Raw genomic sequence first — 17,310 nt, 5'->3', positions numbered from 1 at the left:
CCTCCCGCCCCCAGATTTGATGCACCTCCGCCTGCCCCGCGACGATGACGGTGGCCTCATGCGTCCGGCGGTGGATGTGCAGCGGACACGCCTGCCCGCGCCCCATGACGTGCAGATGCACCGTGGCGCTGTCCGAGAAGAAGAAGGTGTCGGAGATGTCCGCCGCGTCGGGGTTCTTCTTCGCCAGCGACTCGAAGACGGCGGGCACGTCGAAGACCTCGACCTCCGGGTCCTCGGGCACCGTCATCGCCCGCTTCACGGCGAACAACACGCCCAGCAAGGACACCGTCAGCACCAGCGACAGCACCCGGTACAGCACCACCCGGCGACGCAGCAGCAAGAGGTCCGCGGAGGTGGGCTCGGTCACGGGGGCATCCTGGACTTCGCGCCGCGCCCCGGCCACCTGCCCTGCCGCCGAGCACGAGCGCACAAAGAAACATGGCGGGGCCCTCGATGAAGAGGACACCCGCCACGTGAGTAGAGGCACCGCCGTGAGGCGACGCATCCAAGACATGAAAGCTTAGTAGGCGTTGTTCTCGCCGAAGCTCTTCATGGTCTTCTTGTTCAGGGCGACGTTGGAGCTCTGGCCGTCGTTGGCGACGTTGGAGTTACCCGCCAGGGCCGCCGCGGAGGCGCCGAACAGCTTGCGAATGTTGTCGCCGAACAGCGTCACAACGCCGATGGCGGCGATCGCGATGAGGGCAACGATGATGATGTACTCGGTCATGCCCTGACCACGAGCCTTGCGGAGCTGGTTCTTCTTCGAGATCGCCTTCATGGGAAGTCTCCTGGGGTTCAGAACGGGAAAGACACCCTGTTACTCGGGGTTGAAAAGCACAGTACGGGAGATCCCACCTGCACCTCCATCCGTCATCGGGAGGATGGGGCCAATCCCCTGTAATTCCCGGCGGATAGCTCTTTTTCTCAGAGACTGGAAGGCCGCTCAGGGGCCAACCGGGGCTGCGACGGGCGTCTTCGAGGGGGCGCACGCCGAGGCGGGGAGAGCATCGCACAGGTTTCGCACGGCGCGTGCGAGCTCCGCGTCAGCGGGGAACTCGGAGGCCACCTGCCGGCCCAGCGCCAGCGCGGGGGCCGCGTCCACGGGGGTCCACACCGTCCGGGTCGCCCAGGCCCGCTCGGCGACGAGCTTCAGGTAGGCGGCGACCAGCTCCGGCTCGCGCCCGCCCTTCGCCACCTCCGGCTCCAGGAGGGAAGCAGCCAGCGTCAAATCCTTCTGGGCCAGGGCGGCCTTGCCCAGCGCCACCGTCGCCTCGCGGCTGTCGGGGGCCACCGAGCGCCACAGCGTGGCCACGCCGCGCACCAGTGGATCATTCGCCGCGTGGTAGCGCTCCATGTTGCGGTACAGCCGCGCGGCCTCCTCGGCCGTGGGCGGGTGCTGGCGCAGGTAGTCCTCCAGGAACAGGCGCGAGCCGCCTTCGGGAGAGCGGCGCTCGTCCTTCACGCGCACGTCGATGTTCGCGACGAAGAAGGCGATGGGCGAGGCGTACTCCAGCAGGTTGTGGTCATCCGTGTTGATGGGGCCCGGGCCCGCGAAGGCCAGCTGCCCGTCCTCGCTGTGCACCTGCTTGGACAGGAGCGCGAAGACGTCCGTCAGTCCCACGCGCCCCATGTCCGCGCGAACCTCCGGCACCGCCATCCGCTGGGCCAGGCGCTCCGCGTCGAAAGCCAGCGGCTTGCGGCTGGCCACGAGCACCAGGTCATGCGGCCCCAGCCACGTCGTGGCATGCGGGAAGGTGTCGCGCAGCGTGCGGACCACCAGCCGGATGAGTTCGTCGTTGCTCTCGTAGGTGTGAATCCACTGCACCAGCACGCCGTCATCCGCGAGGTGGCGGTCCACCGTCTGGAAGAAGTCCCGCGTGAAGAGGCCAGACACGCCCGCCACCCACGGGTTGGAGGGCACGCTCACCACCAGGTCGTACTTGCGCTCGGCCAGCGCCATGAACGTCTTCGCGTCGTCGATGTGGACGCGCGTGCGGGGGTCATCCACCGCGTTGCGGTTGTCCTCCTTGAACAGGCGCGCGGCGTCGATGACCGCCGGGGCGATCTCCACCATGTCCAGCCGCTCCACCGGATGCGCCAGCACGCTGCCCGCGGTAATCGCCGCCCCCGCGCCCACGAGGAGCACGTTCTTGGGCTCGCGCGGGTGCAGCAGCGCGCCCAGGTGTCCGGCAATCACCTGCGTCTCCACGTCGCTGCCGTTGGAGGCGTCAATCTTGCCGTTGAGCTTCATGAAGCGCAGGTGGTCCTGCGGGTAGTCGGCCACCATCACCGTGGCGAAGGTGTCGTCGCGGTAGAAGATGGGGTGGATGTTCTTCTCCGTCTCCTCCACCAGCTTCGCGTAGCTCTCCGGGGGCTTCTGGTGGGAGCGGATGGAGGCGATGCCCGACAGTCGGACGGACCAGCCGCTCATGCCGCCCAGCACCACCGCCGCCAGCAGGGCCACGGCGCCCACCGGCCACAGCGCGCGCACGGGGCTTGAGGGACGGCCCGGCAGCGCGTGGAAGGCCAGCGCGGCGGCGGCGAGGTTCGCCACCACGCCCGCCACGAAGTTGCCCTCCATGCCCCACCACGGCATCAGCACCAGGCCGCCCAGCGCGGAGCCCGTAATCGTGCCCACCGTATTCCACAGGTACACGCCGCCCAGCTCACGGCCGACCTCGGACACCTTCGCCGTGGCCACGCGCGCCGCCGCCGGGAAGGCCGCGCCCATGAAGAACGTGGGCACCAGCAGGACGAGGCAGCAGAAGCCAAACGTCAACAACTGGAACAATGGCCAGGTGTCCACCGAGCGCGTCATCATCCACTGCGCCGAGCGGAACAGGTGCGGCAGCCGCACGTAGAGCGGCAGGGCCACGCAGAGGCTGGCCACCAGCGCCACCTGCATCTGCCCGTACAGCTTCAGCGGGTCCGACTTCTGAGCGCGCGTCATCAGCCAGAAGCTGCCCAGGCCGATGCCCAGGATGAACGCGGTGAGGATGAGCGTGAAGGCGTACGTGGACGCGCCCAGGACGATGGACAAGAGCCGGATCCACGTCACCTGGTACAGCATGGACGTGAAGCCCGACAGCGCCACGCCCACCAGCGCCGCTCGCACCGCCACGCGGGGATAGGCCAGGTTCGCCGTGCTCTCGGACACCGGCGCGGCCTGTCCCGGCGCCAGGGCGGGAGGATGCCTGCGCGCGAGCAGCAGCGCCGCGACGGCCAGGAGCAGGTTGAGCCCCGCGGCCAGCTTCGCGGAAGCGGACAGGCCCAGCACCGGCACCAGCTTCGTGCCCGCGATGAAGACGCCCAGCGCCGCGCCCAGGCTGTTGACGGCGTACAGCCGCGCCAGCTCCCGCTGCACCCCGGAGAGGCTGTCCGCGAAGTGCCGCACCAGCGCCGGCAACGTGCCGCCCATCAGCAGCGTGGGAACCACCAGCGACACCGCCGCCACCAGCAGCCGGGGCCCCACCCGCCACCCATCCGGCACGCCGGGCGCGACGGCCAGCCACAGGGCACCCAGGGCATCCAGCACGTACGGGAAGGCCAGCGCGTACAGCGCCACGCCCAACTCGAGCACTCCGTACAAGGCCAGCGGGCTCTTCACCCGGTCCGCTGTCCTCCCGAAGACAGATGCACCGAGCGCCAGGCCGCCCATGAAGGTGGCGAGCACCACCGCGTGCGCCTGCCCACTGTTGCCCAGGACGTTCCCGAGATACTTGGACCAGACCAACTCGTAGACCAGCGCCGTACCTCCTGAAAGGAAGAGGAGGGCCGACACAAGGTTCTTCGGGAAACGCGCGATGAGGGACATAAGGGGACAGCGCGGAACCTTACTCGTTATGTTCGGGACCCACCAATGAACGCCCACCTCCTGCAAGCCGCATTGCTCGCCTGGTCTCCAGGCCTGCGGGTGACCCGCGCGCAGGGTGACTGCGCCGCCGTGCTCCGCCGCCCCGTCGAGGAGCTGCTCGACCGTCCTCTCCACCAAGTCCTCGGTGTCTCCGCCGAGCGCGCCCGCGAGCTGGACGCACGGGCCCGCGAAGACCGCCGCGCCGTGGAGTTCATCTCCTCGGCGCTGGGGAACGAGGACGCCACGCCCCTGCGGCTGACGCTCGGCCTGGACGAGGGCGAGGCCGGAGCGTGCGCCCAGGACCTCAACGTCCTGTTGGAAGGCGCCCCGCCGGTGCAGATCTCCCGACTGTCGAGCTCCCTCAGCCACGAGATTCGCAACCCCCTGTCCTCCGTGAAGATGGCGGTGCAGACGCTGGCCCGGAACACGGGCCTGTCGGACCGGGACAGGCGGCGGCTGACCATCGCCAACCGCGAGATTCGCACCATGGAGCGCATGCTCTGGCTCCTGTCCGAGTATGGCCGCGACACCACGCCCAACCTGGACGCGCACGTGCTGCGCTCGGTGATTCAAGAGGCCACGGGCATGGTGGCGCCCGAACTGGCCGAGCGCCGCATCGAGGTGCGCGTGGACGAGGAGGCGGAGCTGCCTCGCGTGCGCGTGGACCCCAACCGCCTGCGGCCCGTGCTGGCCCAGGTGCTGCTCAACGTGGCCATGGGTCGACCCGAGGACAGTCCGGTGGAGGTGGCCCTTCGCCGGGGCCCGCCGGGCCGCGTGCTGATGGTACTCAAGGACCCCGCCGCCGCCCTGCCTCCGGAGGAGAACGGCACCCTCTTCGAGCCCTTCGGCTCGAGGCTGGCGCGCGGCGCGGGACTGTCACTCGCCGCGCTGCGCCGGGTGATGATGGGACAAGGAGGGGACGTCGCCGCCGAGGGCAGCGCCGAGCCCGGCATGGTCTTCACGCTCACATTCGCCACCTGAGAAGGAAGCCATGATGGAGACCCTTCTCATCGTCGATGACGACGTGTCTCTCCTCGAGACGTTGAAGATGCACTTCGAGGAGATCGAACACGACGGCCAGCCACGCTACCAGGTGGCCACCGCCACCAGCGCCGCGGCGGGGCTGCGCGCGGCGCAGGACTCCATGCCCAGCGTGGTCATCCTCGACATGATGCTGCCGGACCGCACCGGTCTGGAGATCATCGAGGAGATGAAGGGGCTGTGCGGCGACGCGCGCATCATCCTCGTCACCGCCTACCACGACATGGAGACCACCATCCGGGCGATGAAGGCGGGGGCCTTCGACTACATCCACAAGCCCTTCCCGGACCCGGCCGCGTTGGACCTCGTCGTCGAGCGCGCGCTGGAGTACCGCCAGCTGTCACGCCGCGCGGACGAGGTGAACCGGGAGAACGCCGCGGTGCGCCTGGGCGACATCGTCGGCACCAGCCCCTCCATGCAGCAGTTGGTGAAGGAGATTGGCAAGGTGACGGGCAGCCACGCCACCGTGCTGATTACGGGCGAGAGCGGCACCGGCAAGGAGCTCATCGCCCGCGTCATCCACAACTACTCGTACGACGAGCCCCGGCCCTTCATCGGCATCAACTGCTCGGCCATCGTCGACACGCTGCTGGAGAGCGAGCTGTTCGGCCACGAGAAGGGCGCCTTCACCGGCGCGACGGCGGGCAAGCCCGGCAAGTTCGAGCTGGCCGAGGAAGGCACCGTCTTCCTCGACGAGATTGGCGACATGTCGATGATGCTCCAGGCCAAGCTCTTGCGCGTGCTCCAGGAGCGCGAGTTCGAGCGCGTGGGCGGCGTCAAGCGCATCAAGCTGCGCGCCCGCGTCATCGCCGCCACCCACCGCAACCTCGCCGAGGAGGTGGAGAACCTCCGCTTCCGCGAGGACCTCTACCAGCGCCTCAAGGTGATTACCCTCCTGATTCCCCCGCTGCGCGAGCGGCGCGAGGACATCCAGTTGCTCGTCAAGCACCTGCTCGAGCGCATCAACGAGAAGGTGCACAAGCGCGTCACCCGCGTGCCCACCGAAGTCATGGAGCGCCTGACGCGCCTTCCCTGGCGGGGCAACGTGCGCGAGTTGGAGAACGTGCTCACCCGCGCCGTGGTGCTCGCGCCGGGCGATGTGTTGCGCGGGGATGACCTGCCCACGCTGGACATCCCGCCCTCCCCGGAGTCGGGCCGCGTCGCCAGCAATACCCTCATGTTCACCGCCCCCGCGGTGGATGACGCCAGCCTCATCCCCACGCTCGAGGAAGCTGAACGGATGCTCATCGCCCGTGCCATGGCCGTCACAAAGGGGCACAAGGGTCGCACCTGCCAGATTCTTAAAATCAGTCGCCCCACCCTCGAGCGCAAACTGCAGAAGTACAATCTTTCACAGGGACAGAACCCTCTAGGGCACGGGTTCACCGTGAAAGACGACCCCTGAACACTGTCCGGGCCACGACAAAGGGCCCCACCCTTTGAACGTTTCGTTCAACATGATCAGACTGTTTGAACGTTCTGTTTCAGGTTTCGGACACAGACAGGTGGGTGCTACGGACCTCTAGCGCTAAGTACCCGGCATTCCTGGATGTGTTCCTTCCGGAGCACTTCATTCCCCAGTGGCACGTTCCTTGGAAAAGGTAAGCCCCGTTGCCGCTGAAGCAGGCGGCCGGTCCTACCCCCGATTGCTTTCCACGGAGTGAATGCCATGCACGGTTTCAATCGCCCCCTCGGCCCTATCGGTTCCAACGTCGTGGCGCCGCTCCAGGCAACCAGCTCCGGGATGATGGTCACCGCGAACAAGCTCGTTCCGGGGCAGGAGGCCATCGACTTCAAGGGCTACTTCAAGGTCGAGTCCTTCCCGCACAACTCGACCATCTACCGTCCTGGCGACAACACGGACCGCGTCTATCTGCTCAAGTCCGGCCGCGTCCGGCTGATGCGCATCGGGAAGAATGGCACCCGCTCGGTGGTGTCCATCCTCCGCCCCGGCGACTTGTTCGGCGAGCTGTTCCGCCCCGAGGGGACGCCGATTGAAGAGATGGCCATCGCCGCGGGCGAGGCCGAGGTGTGGAGCATCGAGGGCCGCGACTTCCGCGCGCAGCTCGAGGCCCGGCCGGCGCTGGCGGTGGACGTGGTGCGCGCCTACGCCGAGCGCGTGCGTGCCCTGCGCAAGCGCGTGCTGGGGCTGACCTTCAAGGAAGTTCCCGCGCGGCTGGCGGACACCCTGCTGACGCTGGTGGAGGCGCACGGTGAGCGCTGCCCCCATGGCGGTGAGACGGACCTGCGCGGAATCACGCAGCAGGACCTGGCGGACCTGGTGGGCGCGTCGCGCTCGTTCGTGTCCACGCTCATCAACGAGATGAAGCGCGAGGGCGTGCTCGGCAATGTCGGCCGCATCCTCTGCGTGAGGGACCAGAAGGCGCTGCGGAAGATTGCCTCCAAGGAGAAGTGAGCGCGGCGGTCCCCCGCGCATGACGCGGGAGCACTGACGTCAACGACGGGCCTGACCACGTGACTTCTACGTGGCCGGGCCCGCGTCGTTTTCATGGGTGACGGCAAGCGAGGAGCCGCCGCGCGGGGAGGCGCGGCGCTCGACGGGACGTTTCACTCCCCGGGATGCGACCTCAGGCCCGGGCCTTCAGCTCGTCGACCTCGGCTCGCAGCAGCCAGTCGTCCTGGAAGTCCGTCGCGGCGGCGGCGATCTGCGCCAGACGCTCCGGCTTCGCCTTCCCCGAGTCGCGCAGACCGCGAACCTCCCGGTAGAGCGCCGCGAGCGACGGGTGCAGGGCCAGCGCCTTGCGCTCGCGCGCCTTCGACTCGCCGTCACCTTCCGCGAACGCTCCCAGCTCGCCGAACCACCGGTCCCACGTCTCCGGGTCCGCCGGCCCACCCGCCACCGAGGGCAGGTGCGTGGTGACGAAGAGCTTCGTCACCGCGGGCACGTCCAGCGCGCGGCCCGCGAGCCGAGCCCGCAGCGCCAGCACCTCGCCTCCGCCCGCCGCGAAGCCCTCCAGCTCCAGCCCGCTGGCCAGTGACAACTTGAACGTTCCTCGCTCCGGGAGGCTGCCCGCACCGAAGGCCACCAGCGCCGGACCGTTCCACGGCCGACTCCCATCCCCCTTGCCACCGCGCGAGGTGAGGACCGGACCCTCCATCCGCACCAGCGCGGTGGTGAGTCCCGGGGCCACCTCGGCGGGCGCGGCCACCGTTTCCAGGACGCGCCCCGTCACCTCGCGGCCGTCCGCCAGCACCAGGTGATTCACCGTGCGCGCCTGCCGGGCCACCTCCAGCCCGAAGTCGCCGCCGCGCTTCCACGCCAGCGTGGACTCGAACTCCGACAGCACCTCGAACAGGTGCTCGAAGTCCCGCGCCACGAAGAGCTGCGGCTGCATCCGGGTGATATCGAAGTCCATGTCCGCGCACGCCACGCCGAGCGGCAGCTTCCGCACGGCCGGCGTCAGACAGAGTGCCGCCTCGCCAATGCTCGACAGCAGCCCCGCGCCGTAGATGCGCGGCGACTCCAGGCCCCCGACGAGGCCGTACTCCGCGGTCCACCAGTACAGCCGCGTCGCCCGCGTGCTCTCACTCACGTACCGACGGCTGGCGCTCGCCGCCTCCAGTCGCGCCTCCGAGTGAGCGACCTCTTCCGGGCTCGCGTCCGGGTCTTCCTTCACCACCGACAGGTTGCGGATGGCCTCGAAGACGGCCTGGTCCTCCACGCTCGCGATGGACTTGAAGCCCACGAGGCCGCACGCCTTCAGGTACTCCGCGTACCGCCGGTTGGCGATGATGGGAGCGTGCCCCGCGCTCTCATGGACGATGTCCGGCGCGGGCGTGTACTCGATGTGCTCGTGCGTGCGGATGTCCGAGGCGATGGCCAGAACTCCCATCGACTGGAGCTCCGTGAAAACCGCCGGCGGAATGAAGCCGCGCACGCCCACACACGCCCAGCCCAGCCGCGACAGCCGCTCGTTCATCTCGTCCAGGCTGGGGATGGACTCCAGGTTAATGCCCGTCGCCGACAACCCCTCGAGATAGACGGAGTGCGCCCGCTCCCCGAGGTGCCCGCGCAGCTTGCCCAGGATGTGCCGCCAGACGGCGTGGTCTCTCGGCGTATAGGCGTCGTAGTCCTGGCTCACCACGTAGCGCCGCAGATGCGCGGGCAGGCGGGATATCGTCAGTTCCGTTGGCGTCATATCCGGGCACTCCTGGTGAAAACTTTCAGCCCAGAGAAGATACAGGCGCAGGAGGCTCCGGAAAACCGGCAGAATTCGACGTCTTCGTCGATTTAACGACGAGCACTCATACGCGCTGACGCAGTCCGTCGAGGACGGTGGAGGCACCGGGACTGAGCGCGCCGGAGGGCCAGAGGGCCACGACTTCCACGGCCTGGGGCTCGTCCTCCTTGAGGGGCCAGGCGTGCATGTCTGGAGGGAAGGGGTGCATCGGCCGCAGGTCGGGCGTAATCGCGCAGGCGCTGAAGGCGCGCAGCAGCTCGTAGAGCAGAAGGAAGCTTTCGACGCGGGCCACCTCGGCCACCTTGACCCCATGGGCGGCGAAGCGCGCGCTGTTGGCGCCGCCATAGGGGTCGTCTCGCAGCCAGTCCACGAAGGGCTGTCCGTCCAGGTCCTTCACGTGCAGCGTCCGCCGGGACGAGGCCATGCTCGCCAGCGCGTTACCCGGGCCGGCGAGCACGACGAACGACATGCGCAGCAGGGACTCCGACTCCACGCCTTCGTGGGGCGGCAGCGGGGTGAAGTCCAGTGCCAGGTCCAGCTGTCGCGTCTGCACCTGCCGCGTCAATTCGTGCGGTCCGCCGAAGCTGAGCACCAGCTTGAGACCGGTGGCGGCGGCGTCGCGGGCGACCTTCCCGAGCAAGGAGATGGACAGGGTGGGATTGAGGCCCAGGCGCACCACGGGCTCCGCGCTGGCCAGGTCGCGCAGCCGCTTCATGTCGAGCTGGTGCAGGGGCGTCTGGGTGCCAGCGAAGAGGCGCTCGCCCCGCGCGGTGAGCTGGAGGCGTCGGCCGGGTCCGCGCTCCAGCAGCGTGGCGCCCTCCGCCAGCGCCATCTCCAGCGCGCGGATGTGCTCGCTCACCACGGAGCGGGCCACACCCAGGTGCTCGGCGGCCGATTCAATGCTGCCCGCCTCCACCGCCGCGGTGAAGGACTCCAGCCAGACGAGGTGTCGCACGAGCTTGCGTGGCGGCATGCTCCCATCCTGGCACCGCCGAGCCATCGGACACGAGACATGTGAGGCTCTATCCGACGCGTCGCGTGAGTGGGCGTGCATCCACTGCGAGGAGGCGGCCGGGCGTTCCTGTCTTCCTTGAACATCAGCCTGCGGCGGGCTAGCAGGAGGCGCGATGTCTCGGATGCCTCCCGCCACTGTCACTCCCGCCGAGAGGCTCCGCCCGCGGTTGGCCGACGCCCTGCCTTTGCTCGGCCCCGCGCTGCTCTGGTGCACGCTGCATGGGCTGCTCGCGCTGCTCTTCTTCGGTGCCCCCCTGCTCGACTCCGTGGGGAGGCTGGCCAGCTCCTTGCGTCCCGTGCTGCTGGTGGGCGGCATCGTCCAGGCGCTGTTCCTGGGGCTGCTCACCTTCGTGGCCACGCTGCCCCTGATACTGCTCGGGCGGCGCTATGCGCTGGCCCTGCCGGTGATGGTGGCGCTGGGCGTGGCCCTGCTCGGCGTGGACGCGCTCGTCCTGTCCTCGCTGGGCTTCCACATCAACGGGCTGGTGCTCGCGGTGGCCATGCAGCCGCGCGCGCTCGCGGAGACGGGGCTTGCTCCCCATGAGCTGGCGCTCCTGGGCGCGGCGACACTGGGCGTCCTCGCGCTCGATGTCTGGGCGGGCGTCCACTTCCTGCGGCGAGTCCCCCGTCCGCGCCACGTGGCCCGGCTCATCGCCATCCTCGTCCTCGTCACCGCGGTGGAGCGACTGACGAGCGCGTGGCTCGTCTTCGCCCATGGTGGCGCCGTGCTGCACGCGGCCACCACCCTGCCCCTGCAACCCCCCGTGCGCATGAACACCCTGCTCACGCGGCTGACGGACAGGCCCCCCGCGTCTGGACTGCGGCTGGGCGTGAGCCCCGAGGCCGGCGTCCCCGCGTCGACCATCGACCCCGCCTCGGTGCGCTTCACGCGCCGGCCCGACATCGTCCTCATCCTCGTGGAGAGTCTGCGCGACGACTTCTTCCGCCCGGACGTCATGCCCCACCTCTGGCGCAGGGCGGAGCACGGCACGCGCTTCCTCCATCACCACAGCGCGGCGAGCTCCACGGACTACTCGCTCTTCAGCCTCTTCTTCGGACTGGAAGCACAGCGCCGCGACGCGGTGGTCGGCGCCGGGCGCTCGCCCCTGCTCTTCCCGGCGCTCCGGGAGAATGGCTATCGCCAGGCCTTCTTCGCCGCGTCCTCCGTGGACTGGATGGGCCTCAAGGACACCGTGTTCCGCGACGTGCATGGCGGCCTGCGCACGGACTACGAGGGCCGCAGCCACCTGCGAGACACCGCCATGGTGAAGGACGCGCTGGACATGGCGCGCACGACGCCCAAGGACACGCCGCTCTTCACCTTCGTGTTCTTCGCGGGCACGCACTTCGACTACGACTACCCGCCGCGCTCGGCGGTGTTCACCCCCGCCTGGGACGGCAAGGGAGGCCTGGCCACCGCGCGAGTCCCCGCCGAGCACCTCAAGGCCCGCGCCTGGAACTCCGCCTACGAGGTGGACACCAAGGTGGAAGAGCTCTTGAGCCAGTGGGAGGCCACACGCGGAACGCGTCCCCTGGTCATCTTCACTGGCGACCATGGCGAGGAGTTCCGCGAGCACGGCCGGGTCGGCCACGCCAGCGACGTCACCGAGCTGCAGCTCCATGTCCCCATGCTCGTCTTCGACGAGAAGCTTCCGACTGGGCAGGTCGAGGCCGTCACCGGCCACATCGACCTGGTGCCCACCCTGTTCGACCTGCTGGGTGACACCCACTCACCGGAGCAACTCGGTGACGGGATTCCCATGAGCCGCCCAGACCCTCGGCGCTACCTGCTCACCACCATTGGCTGGGAGGCGCGCTATGCGCTCATCGGCCGGGACTTGAAGGTGCGCTTCGGCGCGGGACTCCCCGGCACGGAGCTCAGCGACCTGTGGGACCGCCCCCTTCCGGACGCCCAGGAGCGCTTCGCCGCAGAAGCCCCGCGCATCCTGCGTCGACTCCGGGGCGGTGGCGCGCAGACCGAGGCCGAGCCGCCCTCACCTCCCGCCACGGCGACGCAGCCTCCGCGCTGAAGGCCGCCTCCACGGGGGCCGCCGCTTCACACCGCGCGCTTCAGAAGCGGACCCGCGCCCCGAGCGCGAGCGTGAACAGGCCCGTCTTCACGGTGCTCGGGTTCTGGAGGAACTGGACGATGCGGTAGTCCGTCGCCACCAGTTCGTAGTACCCCTCCAGGTGCCTCAGGCCCAGCGACGGCACGGGCCGGCCCGCGCTCCCGCCCAGCAACAGCGCGGGCCGCAGCGCCGTCTTGAACCAGTAGTAGCCGGAGACATAGCGGTCCGGCAGCGTGAGGAAGTAGTCGTCGCCAAAGGTGTAGCTGAAGGCCGCGCCCACGGTGAACGGACGAAAGCTCCACTCGCGGTGGGTGACGTGGAACGGATGCCACTGGCCCTTGAGCGTCAGGGTGACGAAGTCCGCCCCCGCCACCGCCCGAGGCGCCCAGCCCACCAGCACCTCCAGCTCCAACTGCTCGTCCAGGAAGGCCCAACCTGGCCCCGCGGCCAACATGCCAATCGAGCCGGCGAACTGGAGCGCCGCGTGGTCCGGCACGTACCACGGCGCCCCCGCCTCCCTCGGCGCCGCGCGCACGGGATGCGCCGCGAGCAGCATCGACGCCAGCAGTCCACCCACGAGCCAGGTGCGCGCCATCAGAAGAAGACCTGCTCCACAGCCACGGACTCGCCCTCGACGGTGACGAGCAGGTAGCTGTGAAGCTCTATCGAGTCCGCGATGAAGTAGCGCACGCCCCGCCGCGCATCAGTGCTGAAGCGGTGGGTGTGGCCGTGAAAGGAAACCGTGACTCCGTGCTCCGCCTGGAGCTGCTCCAGCGGCTCTGTCAGCGATGCATCGAAGTCCGCATGCCCAGGTGGCACATGCGAGAAGGTGAACAGGTGCGCGCTACCCGGCGCTTCGCCCAGTGCCGAGCGCAGTTGCTCCAGGTCCGGCACGTTGCCCGGGAACCCGTACTCGCGGGAGTTGGAGTCGAAGAGAACGAACCGGCTCCCCCCATGCTCGAAGGCCAGGAACGTCGGCCCGAAGCGGTGGAGGTAGAGCTCCCGCCCCTTGCCGAGCAGGTCATGGTTGCCGATGACCGCCAGCGCGGGCACTGACGCGTCCTCGAGCAGCCCCGCCACCCAGTCGTACTCCTGGGCGGAGCTGAACTCCGTCAGGTCCCCCATCTGCACGACGAAGTCGACATCGCGCCGCGCCAGGTCCTTCACGGCGTCGACGGAATCGTCCTGGTAGACGCCGATGTCTCCCAGCACCGCGAAGCGGAAGGACCCGCCGCTGACGTTCCGCTGGAGCCGCTCGAGCGCCCGGGCATTCGTGTCCCGCACGCCCCCTCGAATCTCATAGGGGTGCAGCTCGAAGACGTCGCAGCTGACGCAAAGCAACAGCAGCAGCAGACATGGGACCCAGGACCTCACGGTCGTCCGAGGTAACGACGTGGTGCCACCTCTTCAACCCTTGGGTCGGGCGCTCCATGGCACATGAAACATCCGCTCATGGAGTTCATCACGTGACCAACAGTCGACACGCACGCAACGAGAACCCCAGGCCGTTGACGCTGTTGTCTCCTTCGCCCTCGGCCCGTTTCGCCGAAGCGCTCAGGCCGCGAGGGACTTGGCCCCGTCCCAGTCCTCCACCTCGTAGAGGAACTTCGAGCCCTTCACGAGCTTGCGATTCGCCGAGGTGCTCTGCACGAAGACGACGTACTTCTCCAGGCTGGCGGGACGGATGCGCACCGTCTCCCCCGGCGGCAGCCCGAGCATCTCCCGCGCCCGCTCGCCGCTGTAGAAGTCGCCCGTCTTGCGGTCCATCAGCACCACTTCCTTGTGCCCCTGGATGGTCTCCGTCTTGGTGAACTCGTAGAAGCCCCGTCCCGTCTTGAAGCCCAGCCCGTTCTCCTGGACGAAGGCCTTGATGGGCATGTCATCGTCCACCTCCAGCGACTGGAACCGGCCGGGAGCAACGGCGCGCAGGTCCGTCTCCGCGTAATCCGACGACGTCTTTCGCTGGAGCATGGTGCTGAACATGGCGTTCAGCCCGCGGCTCATCCGCCCCTCCTTCGCGACCTCCGTCTCGTAGGCCTGGAGCCGCGCGTCGGACGACTGCTTGTAACAGACGGCCAGCAGCATGTCGGTGACGTGCGCGAACTGGTCCAGGCTCAGATGGAAGCCGCCCGACTTCTCCGCCAGCTCTTTGTAGAACGGCGTCGCATGGCGCCGCGCCAGCGCCTGCACCCCGTACACCGGGACGCCCATCCTACCCAGCGCGTCCACTTCCTTGCGCCAGTCCAGGCGCTTCGGGTTGTCCGACGGCGCATGCGGCACGTCATCACCAATCAGCACGAAGGCCCGCGTATAGCCCACCGTCCATGACAGGGATTGCGCTTCGCGCAGCACCAACTCATAGCACTCCGGCGCGTCACCGCCGCCCGTCTGCCCCACCTTGTCCACGAACCGCACCACGGCCTTCGCATCGTCCGTGAGGTCCAGAATCTTCGTCACGTACGTCGAGCGCGCGTCGCAGTAGTCGCCGTGCGCGATGACGCCGATGCGGATGCCCGGAATCTCCTTCATCAATCGGGACACGGTGCCATGCAGCTTCTTTCGCACCTGCGCGAGACACGGATACATGCTGCCGGTGGTGTCGAAGCTGAAGACAATCTCGACGCGATTATCAATCACTGACGCGGCCATTTTTCGTTCCCCTCGTGTGCGGCGACGGAGAGAAGAATACGGGGCGGGTCTGACATTTTCGGGCCTCCCGGAGGGCCTACGCGTGGGGTGGTTCCAAGGGGTTGGGAGAACCCCTCCCAGCAGGCTTCAGCGATGTCCTTGCGGGCCTGTCGGGGGCGTGCTGAAAAGCCTCGCCACAGCCCCAGACCGGGGCGCGGGGAGGACCTTGGTGGAGATCCAGAAGCCCTACCTGTTGTTCCTGGGGGATGTACCCGACCAGCTCGCGGCGAAGACGGCCCACGGCATCGTCGACTGGCGGCCCGAGTGGTGCGTGGGCCAGCTCCGACTGCCGGGCTGCGGGGCGGACTGCGGCCTGACGGACCTGGACATCGCCCAGGCCAGGGCCCGGGGCGCCCAGACGCTCATCGTCGGCGTGGCCAACGCGGGCGGAGTGCTCCCCGAGCACTGGGTGAGCAAGCTGGTGGAGGCCCTGGACGCGGGAATGGACGTCGCCACGGGGCTGCACAAGCGCCTGGCCTCCTTCCCCGCCATCGCCGAGGCCGCCGCGCGCAATGGCCGCAAGCTGCACGACGTGCGCATCCCCGACATGGACTTCGCCACCGGCAAGGGCACGAAGCGCCAGGGATTGCGCCTGCTGACGGTGGGCACGGATTGCTCGGTGGGCAAGAAGTACACGGCGCTCGCGCTGGAGAAGGAGATGCGCGAGCGGGGACTCAAGGCGGACTTCCGCGCCACGGGACAGACGGGCATCTTCATCTCCGGCCGGGGTGTGGCCATCGACGCGGTGGTGTCTGACTTCGTCGCGGGCGCGGCGGAATGGCTGTCACCCGCCAATGACGCGGACCATTGGGACCTGGTGGAAGGCCAGGGCTCGCTGTTCCATCCCTCGTTCGCGGGCGTGACGCTCGGTCTGCTGCACGGTGCGCAGCCCGACTCCTTCATCGTCTGCCACGAGCCCACCCGTACGAAGATGCGCGGCGTCCAGCACGCCCTGCCCTCCATCCAGGCCGTCATCGACCGCACGGTGCTGGAGGGGCAGCTCACGAACCCGGGCATCCAATGCACCGGGCTCGCCATCAACACCGAGCACCTGGAGGAGAAGGACGCCCTCGCGCTGCTGGAGCGGACCGGCCGCGAGTACGGCCTGCCCTGTGTCGACCCCATCCGCACCGGTGTCGGCCCGCTGGTCGACGAGCTGGTGCGCCGCTTCCCGGCGAAGGGCTGACCGCGCATGCGCAAGCTCACCGTCAAGCACGAGAGCTGGCCCATCGCGGGCAGCTTCACCATCTCCCGAGGCTCGAAGACCATCGCCGAAGTGGTGGTCGTCACGCTGGAGGAAGGCGGCGCCGTGGGGCGCGGCGAGTGTGTCCCCTATGGTCGCTATGGGGAGACGGTCGACGGCGTGCTGAGGGCACTGGAAGCCGCGCGTCCGCGCATCGAGGGCGGGCTGGGACGCGACGAGGTCCCGGAGGCGCTGGAGCCGAGGGCCGCGCGCAACGCGCTGGACTGTGCGCTGTGGGACCTGGAGGCGAAGAAGACCGGCAAGCCCATCTGGGAGCTGCTCGGCATGTCGGAGCCCCAGCCGCTGGTCACCGCATACACGCTGAGCCTGGACACCGCCGAGGCCATGGGCCGGGCCGCCGAGAAGTCCTCGCACCGGCCACTGCTCAAGGTGAAGCTGGGACGCGGGAGCGAGGGTGACATCGAGCGCCTGCGCGCCATCCGCCTCGGAGCGCCGGCCAGTCGCCTCATCGTGGACGCCAACGAGGGCTGGAAGCCCGACGAGCTCCCGTCACTGCTCGCGGCCTGCGCCGAGCTGGGCGTGGTGATGGTGGAGCAGCCGCTGCCCGCGTCGGATGACGAGGCCCTGCGAGGCCTGCGGCGCCCCGTGGCTGTCTGCGCCGACGAGTCCGCGCACGACAGGCACGGGCTGGCCACCCTCGTCGGCAAGTACGACGCCCTCAACATCAAGCTCGACAAGACGGGAGGGCTCACCGAGGCCCTGGCCCTGGCGCGCGATGCACGTGGGCACGGGCTTCAACTCATGGTCGGCTGCATGGTGGCGACCTCGCTGTCCATGGCCCCGGCCGCCCTGGTGGCCCAAGGCGCGGAGGTGGTGGACCTGGACGGCCCCCTGCTGCTCGCGAAGGACCGTGAGCCTGGCATCCACTTCGAGGGCAACACCCTCTTCTGGCCGCCTCGCGAACTCTGGGGCTGACCCGCCATCACGGGCCTCGTGGCGGTTACGCGTCGCGTGACATCGAGCCACAGCACACCGGTGGAGGAACCGACGTTTCCTCCACCAGTGCCGCCCACGCGAGGAACGACTCTGGGTCGCGAGTGTCCTCGCCGGGGCCGGGTTCGACATGGACGCGAAACTCTCGGGAACACCCTCCCGCCGGTTCAACTCAGGGGTGAACCACCTGGATGGCCTTGGGCCGTTCTACCTCGTTGGACCCCCACCCTCCGCTGACCCATGAAG

Annotated in this window: 13 protein-coding genes and 1 pseudogene; 6 read left to right on the top strand and 8 right to left on the bottom strand. The window is 68.8% G+C overall.

From position 1 onward, the window contains the following. From HR086_RS32930 to HR086_RS32920, 3 genes and pseudogenes are all read right to left on the bottom strand, one after another. Positions 1 to 367: pseudogene (locus tag HR086_RS32930) on the bottom strand (hypothetical protein); the annotation flags it as partial. Positions 368 to 520: 153 nt separating this feature from the next. Beyond that, entirely contained in the window at positions 521 to 778 is a 258-nt protein-coding gene (locus tag HR086_RS32925; RefSeq protein ID WP_141643904.1) for a hypothetical protein, read from the bottom strand. 165 nt (positions 779 to 943) lie between these two features. Continuing rightward, positions 944 to 3,814, bottom strand: a complete 2,871-nt coding sequence (locus HR086_RS32920; RefSeq protein ID WP_174453449.1) for a fused MFS/spermidine synthase — start codon at positions 3,812 to 3,814, stop codon at positions 944 to 946. A 45-nt stretch (positions 3,815 to 3,859) separates the two neighbouring features. Here HR086_RS32920 and HR086_RS32915 point away from each other — a divergent pair, with 45 nt between their 5' ends. The 3 genes from HR086_RS32915 to mrpC all read left to right on the top strand — a co-directional run bounded on the left by HR086_RS32915 (position 3,860) and on the right by mrpC (position 7,310). Further along, on the top strand, positions 3,860 to 4,834 hold the full coding sequence (locus HR086_RS32915) for a sensor histidine kinase KdpD (protein WP_141643902.1): 975 nt from the start codon (positions 3,860 to 3,862) through the stop codon (positions 4,832 to 4,834). 13 nt (positions 4,835 to 4,847) lie between these two features. After that, positions 4,848 to 6,299: a sigma-54 dependent transcriptional regulator gene (locus HR086_RS32910; protein WP_174453680.1), complete on the top strand. Its 1,452-nt coding sequence runs from the start codon at positions 4,848 to 4,850 to the stop codon at positions 6,297 to 6,299. A 264-nt stretch (positions 6,300 to 6,563) separates the two neighbouring features. Beyond that, complete coding sequence (mrpC, locus tag HR086_RS32905; RefSeq protein WP_015351149.1) at positions 6,564 to 7,310, top strand: Crp/Fnr family transcriptional regulator MrpC; 747 nt, start codon at positions 6,564 to 6,566, stop codon at positions 7,308 to 7,310. Between the two features lie 172 nt (positions 7,311 to 7,482). On the opposite strand, the gene HR086_RS32900 is transcribed toward mrpC, so the two are convergent. Next, on the bottom strand, positions 7,483 to 9,054 hold the full coding sequence (locus tag HR086_RS32900; protein ID WP_141643901.1) for an aromatic amino acid hydroxylase: 1,572 nt from the start codon (positions 9,052 to 9,054) through the stop codon (positions 7,483 to 7,485). A gap of 106 nt (positions 9,055 to 9,160) precedes the next feature. Then, on the bottom strand, positions 9,161 to 10,069 hold the full coding sequence (locus HR086_RS32895) for a LysR family transcriptional regulator (protein WP_141643900.1): 909 nt from the start codon (positions 10,067 to 10,069) through the stop codon (positions 9,161 to 9,163). Between the two features lie 163 nt (positions 10,070 to 10,232). Between HR086_RS32895 and HR086_RS32890 the strand changes: the two genes are divergently transcribed. Next, a complete protein-coding gene (locus tag HR086_RS32890; protein ID WP_254626566.1) occupies positions 10,233 to 12,140 on the top strand; it encodes a sulfatase-like hydrolase/transferase in 1,908 nt (635 codons plus the stop codon). Between the two features lie 40 nt (positions 12,141 to 12,180). On the opposite strand, the gene HR086_RS32885 is transcribed toward HR086_RS32890, so the two are convergent. The 3 genes from HR086_RS32885 to HR086_RS32875 form a co-directional block, all read right to left on the bottom strand. Beyond that, positions 12,181 to 12,774: a hypothetical protein gene (locus HR086_RS32885; protein ID WP_174461279.1), complete on the bottom strand. Its 594-nt coding sequence runs from the start codon at positions 12,772 to 12,774 to the stop codon at positions 12,181 to 12,183. After that, complete coding sequence (locus HR086_RS32880; protein ID WP_371745471.1) at positions 12,774 to 13,553, bottom strand: metallophosphoesterase; 780 nt, start codon at positions 13,551 to 13,553, stop codon at positions 12,774 to 12,776. Before HR086_RS32880 ends, HR086_RS32885 begins: the two co-directional genes overlap by 1 nt. 180 nt (positions 13,554 to 13,733) lie before the next feature. Beyond that, positions 13,734 to 14,828, bottom strand: a complete 1,095-nt coding sequence (locus HR086_RS32875; protein WP_141643896.1) for a vWA domain-containing protein — start codon at positions 14,826 to 14,828, stop codon at positions 13,734 to 13,736. 208 nt (positions 14,829 to 15,036) lie between these two features. On the opposite strand from HR086_RS32875, the gene dgcN reads away from it, so the two are divergent. Both dgcN and dgcA read left to right on the top strand, forming a co-directional pair. Then, positions 15,037 to 16,053 (top strand): N-acetyltransferase DgcN, encoded by a 1,017-nt coding sequence (gene dgcN / locus HR086_RS32870; RefSeq protein WP_174453446.1) that lies wholly within the window; start codon positions 15,037 to 15,039, stop codon positions 16,051 to 16,053. Positions 16,054 to 16,059: 6 nt separating this feature from the next. Next, a complete protein-coding gene (gene dgcA, locus HR086_RS32865; RefSeq protein ID WP_141643894.1) occupies positions 16,060 to 17,046 on the top strand; it encodes an N-acetyl-D-Glu racemase DgcA in 987 nt (328 codons plus the stop codon). Positions 17,047 to 17,310: the final 264 nt, after the last annotated feature.

It is taken from the genome of Myxococcus sp. CA039A, from assembly GCF_013336645.1.
Taxonomy (GTDB): Bacteria; Myxococcota; Myxococcia; order Myxococcales; family Myxococcaceae; genus Myxococcus; species Myxococcus llanfairpwllgwyngyllgogerychwyrndrobwllllantysiliogogogochensis.
This window is presented reverse-complemented; position numbering and strand designations above follow the sequence as displayed.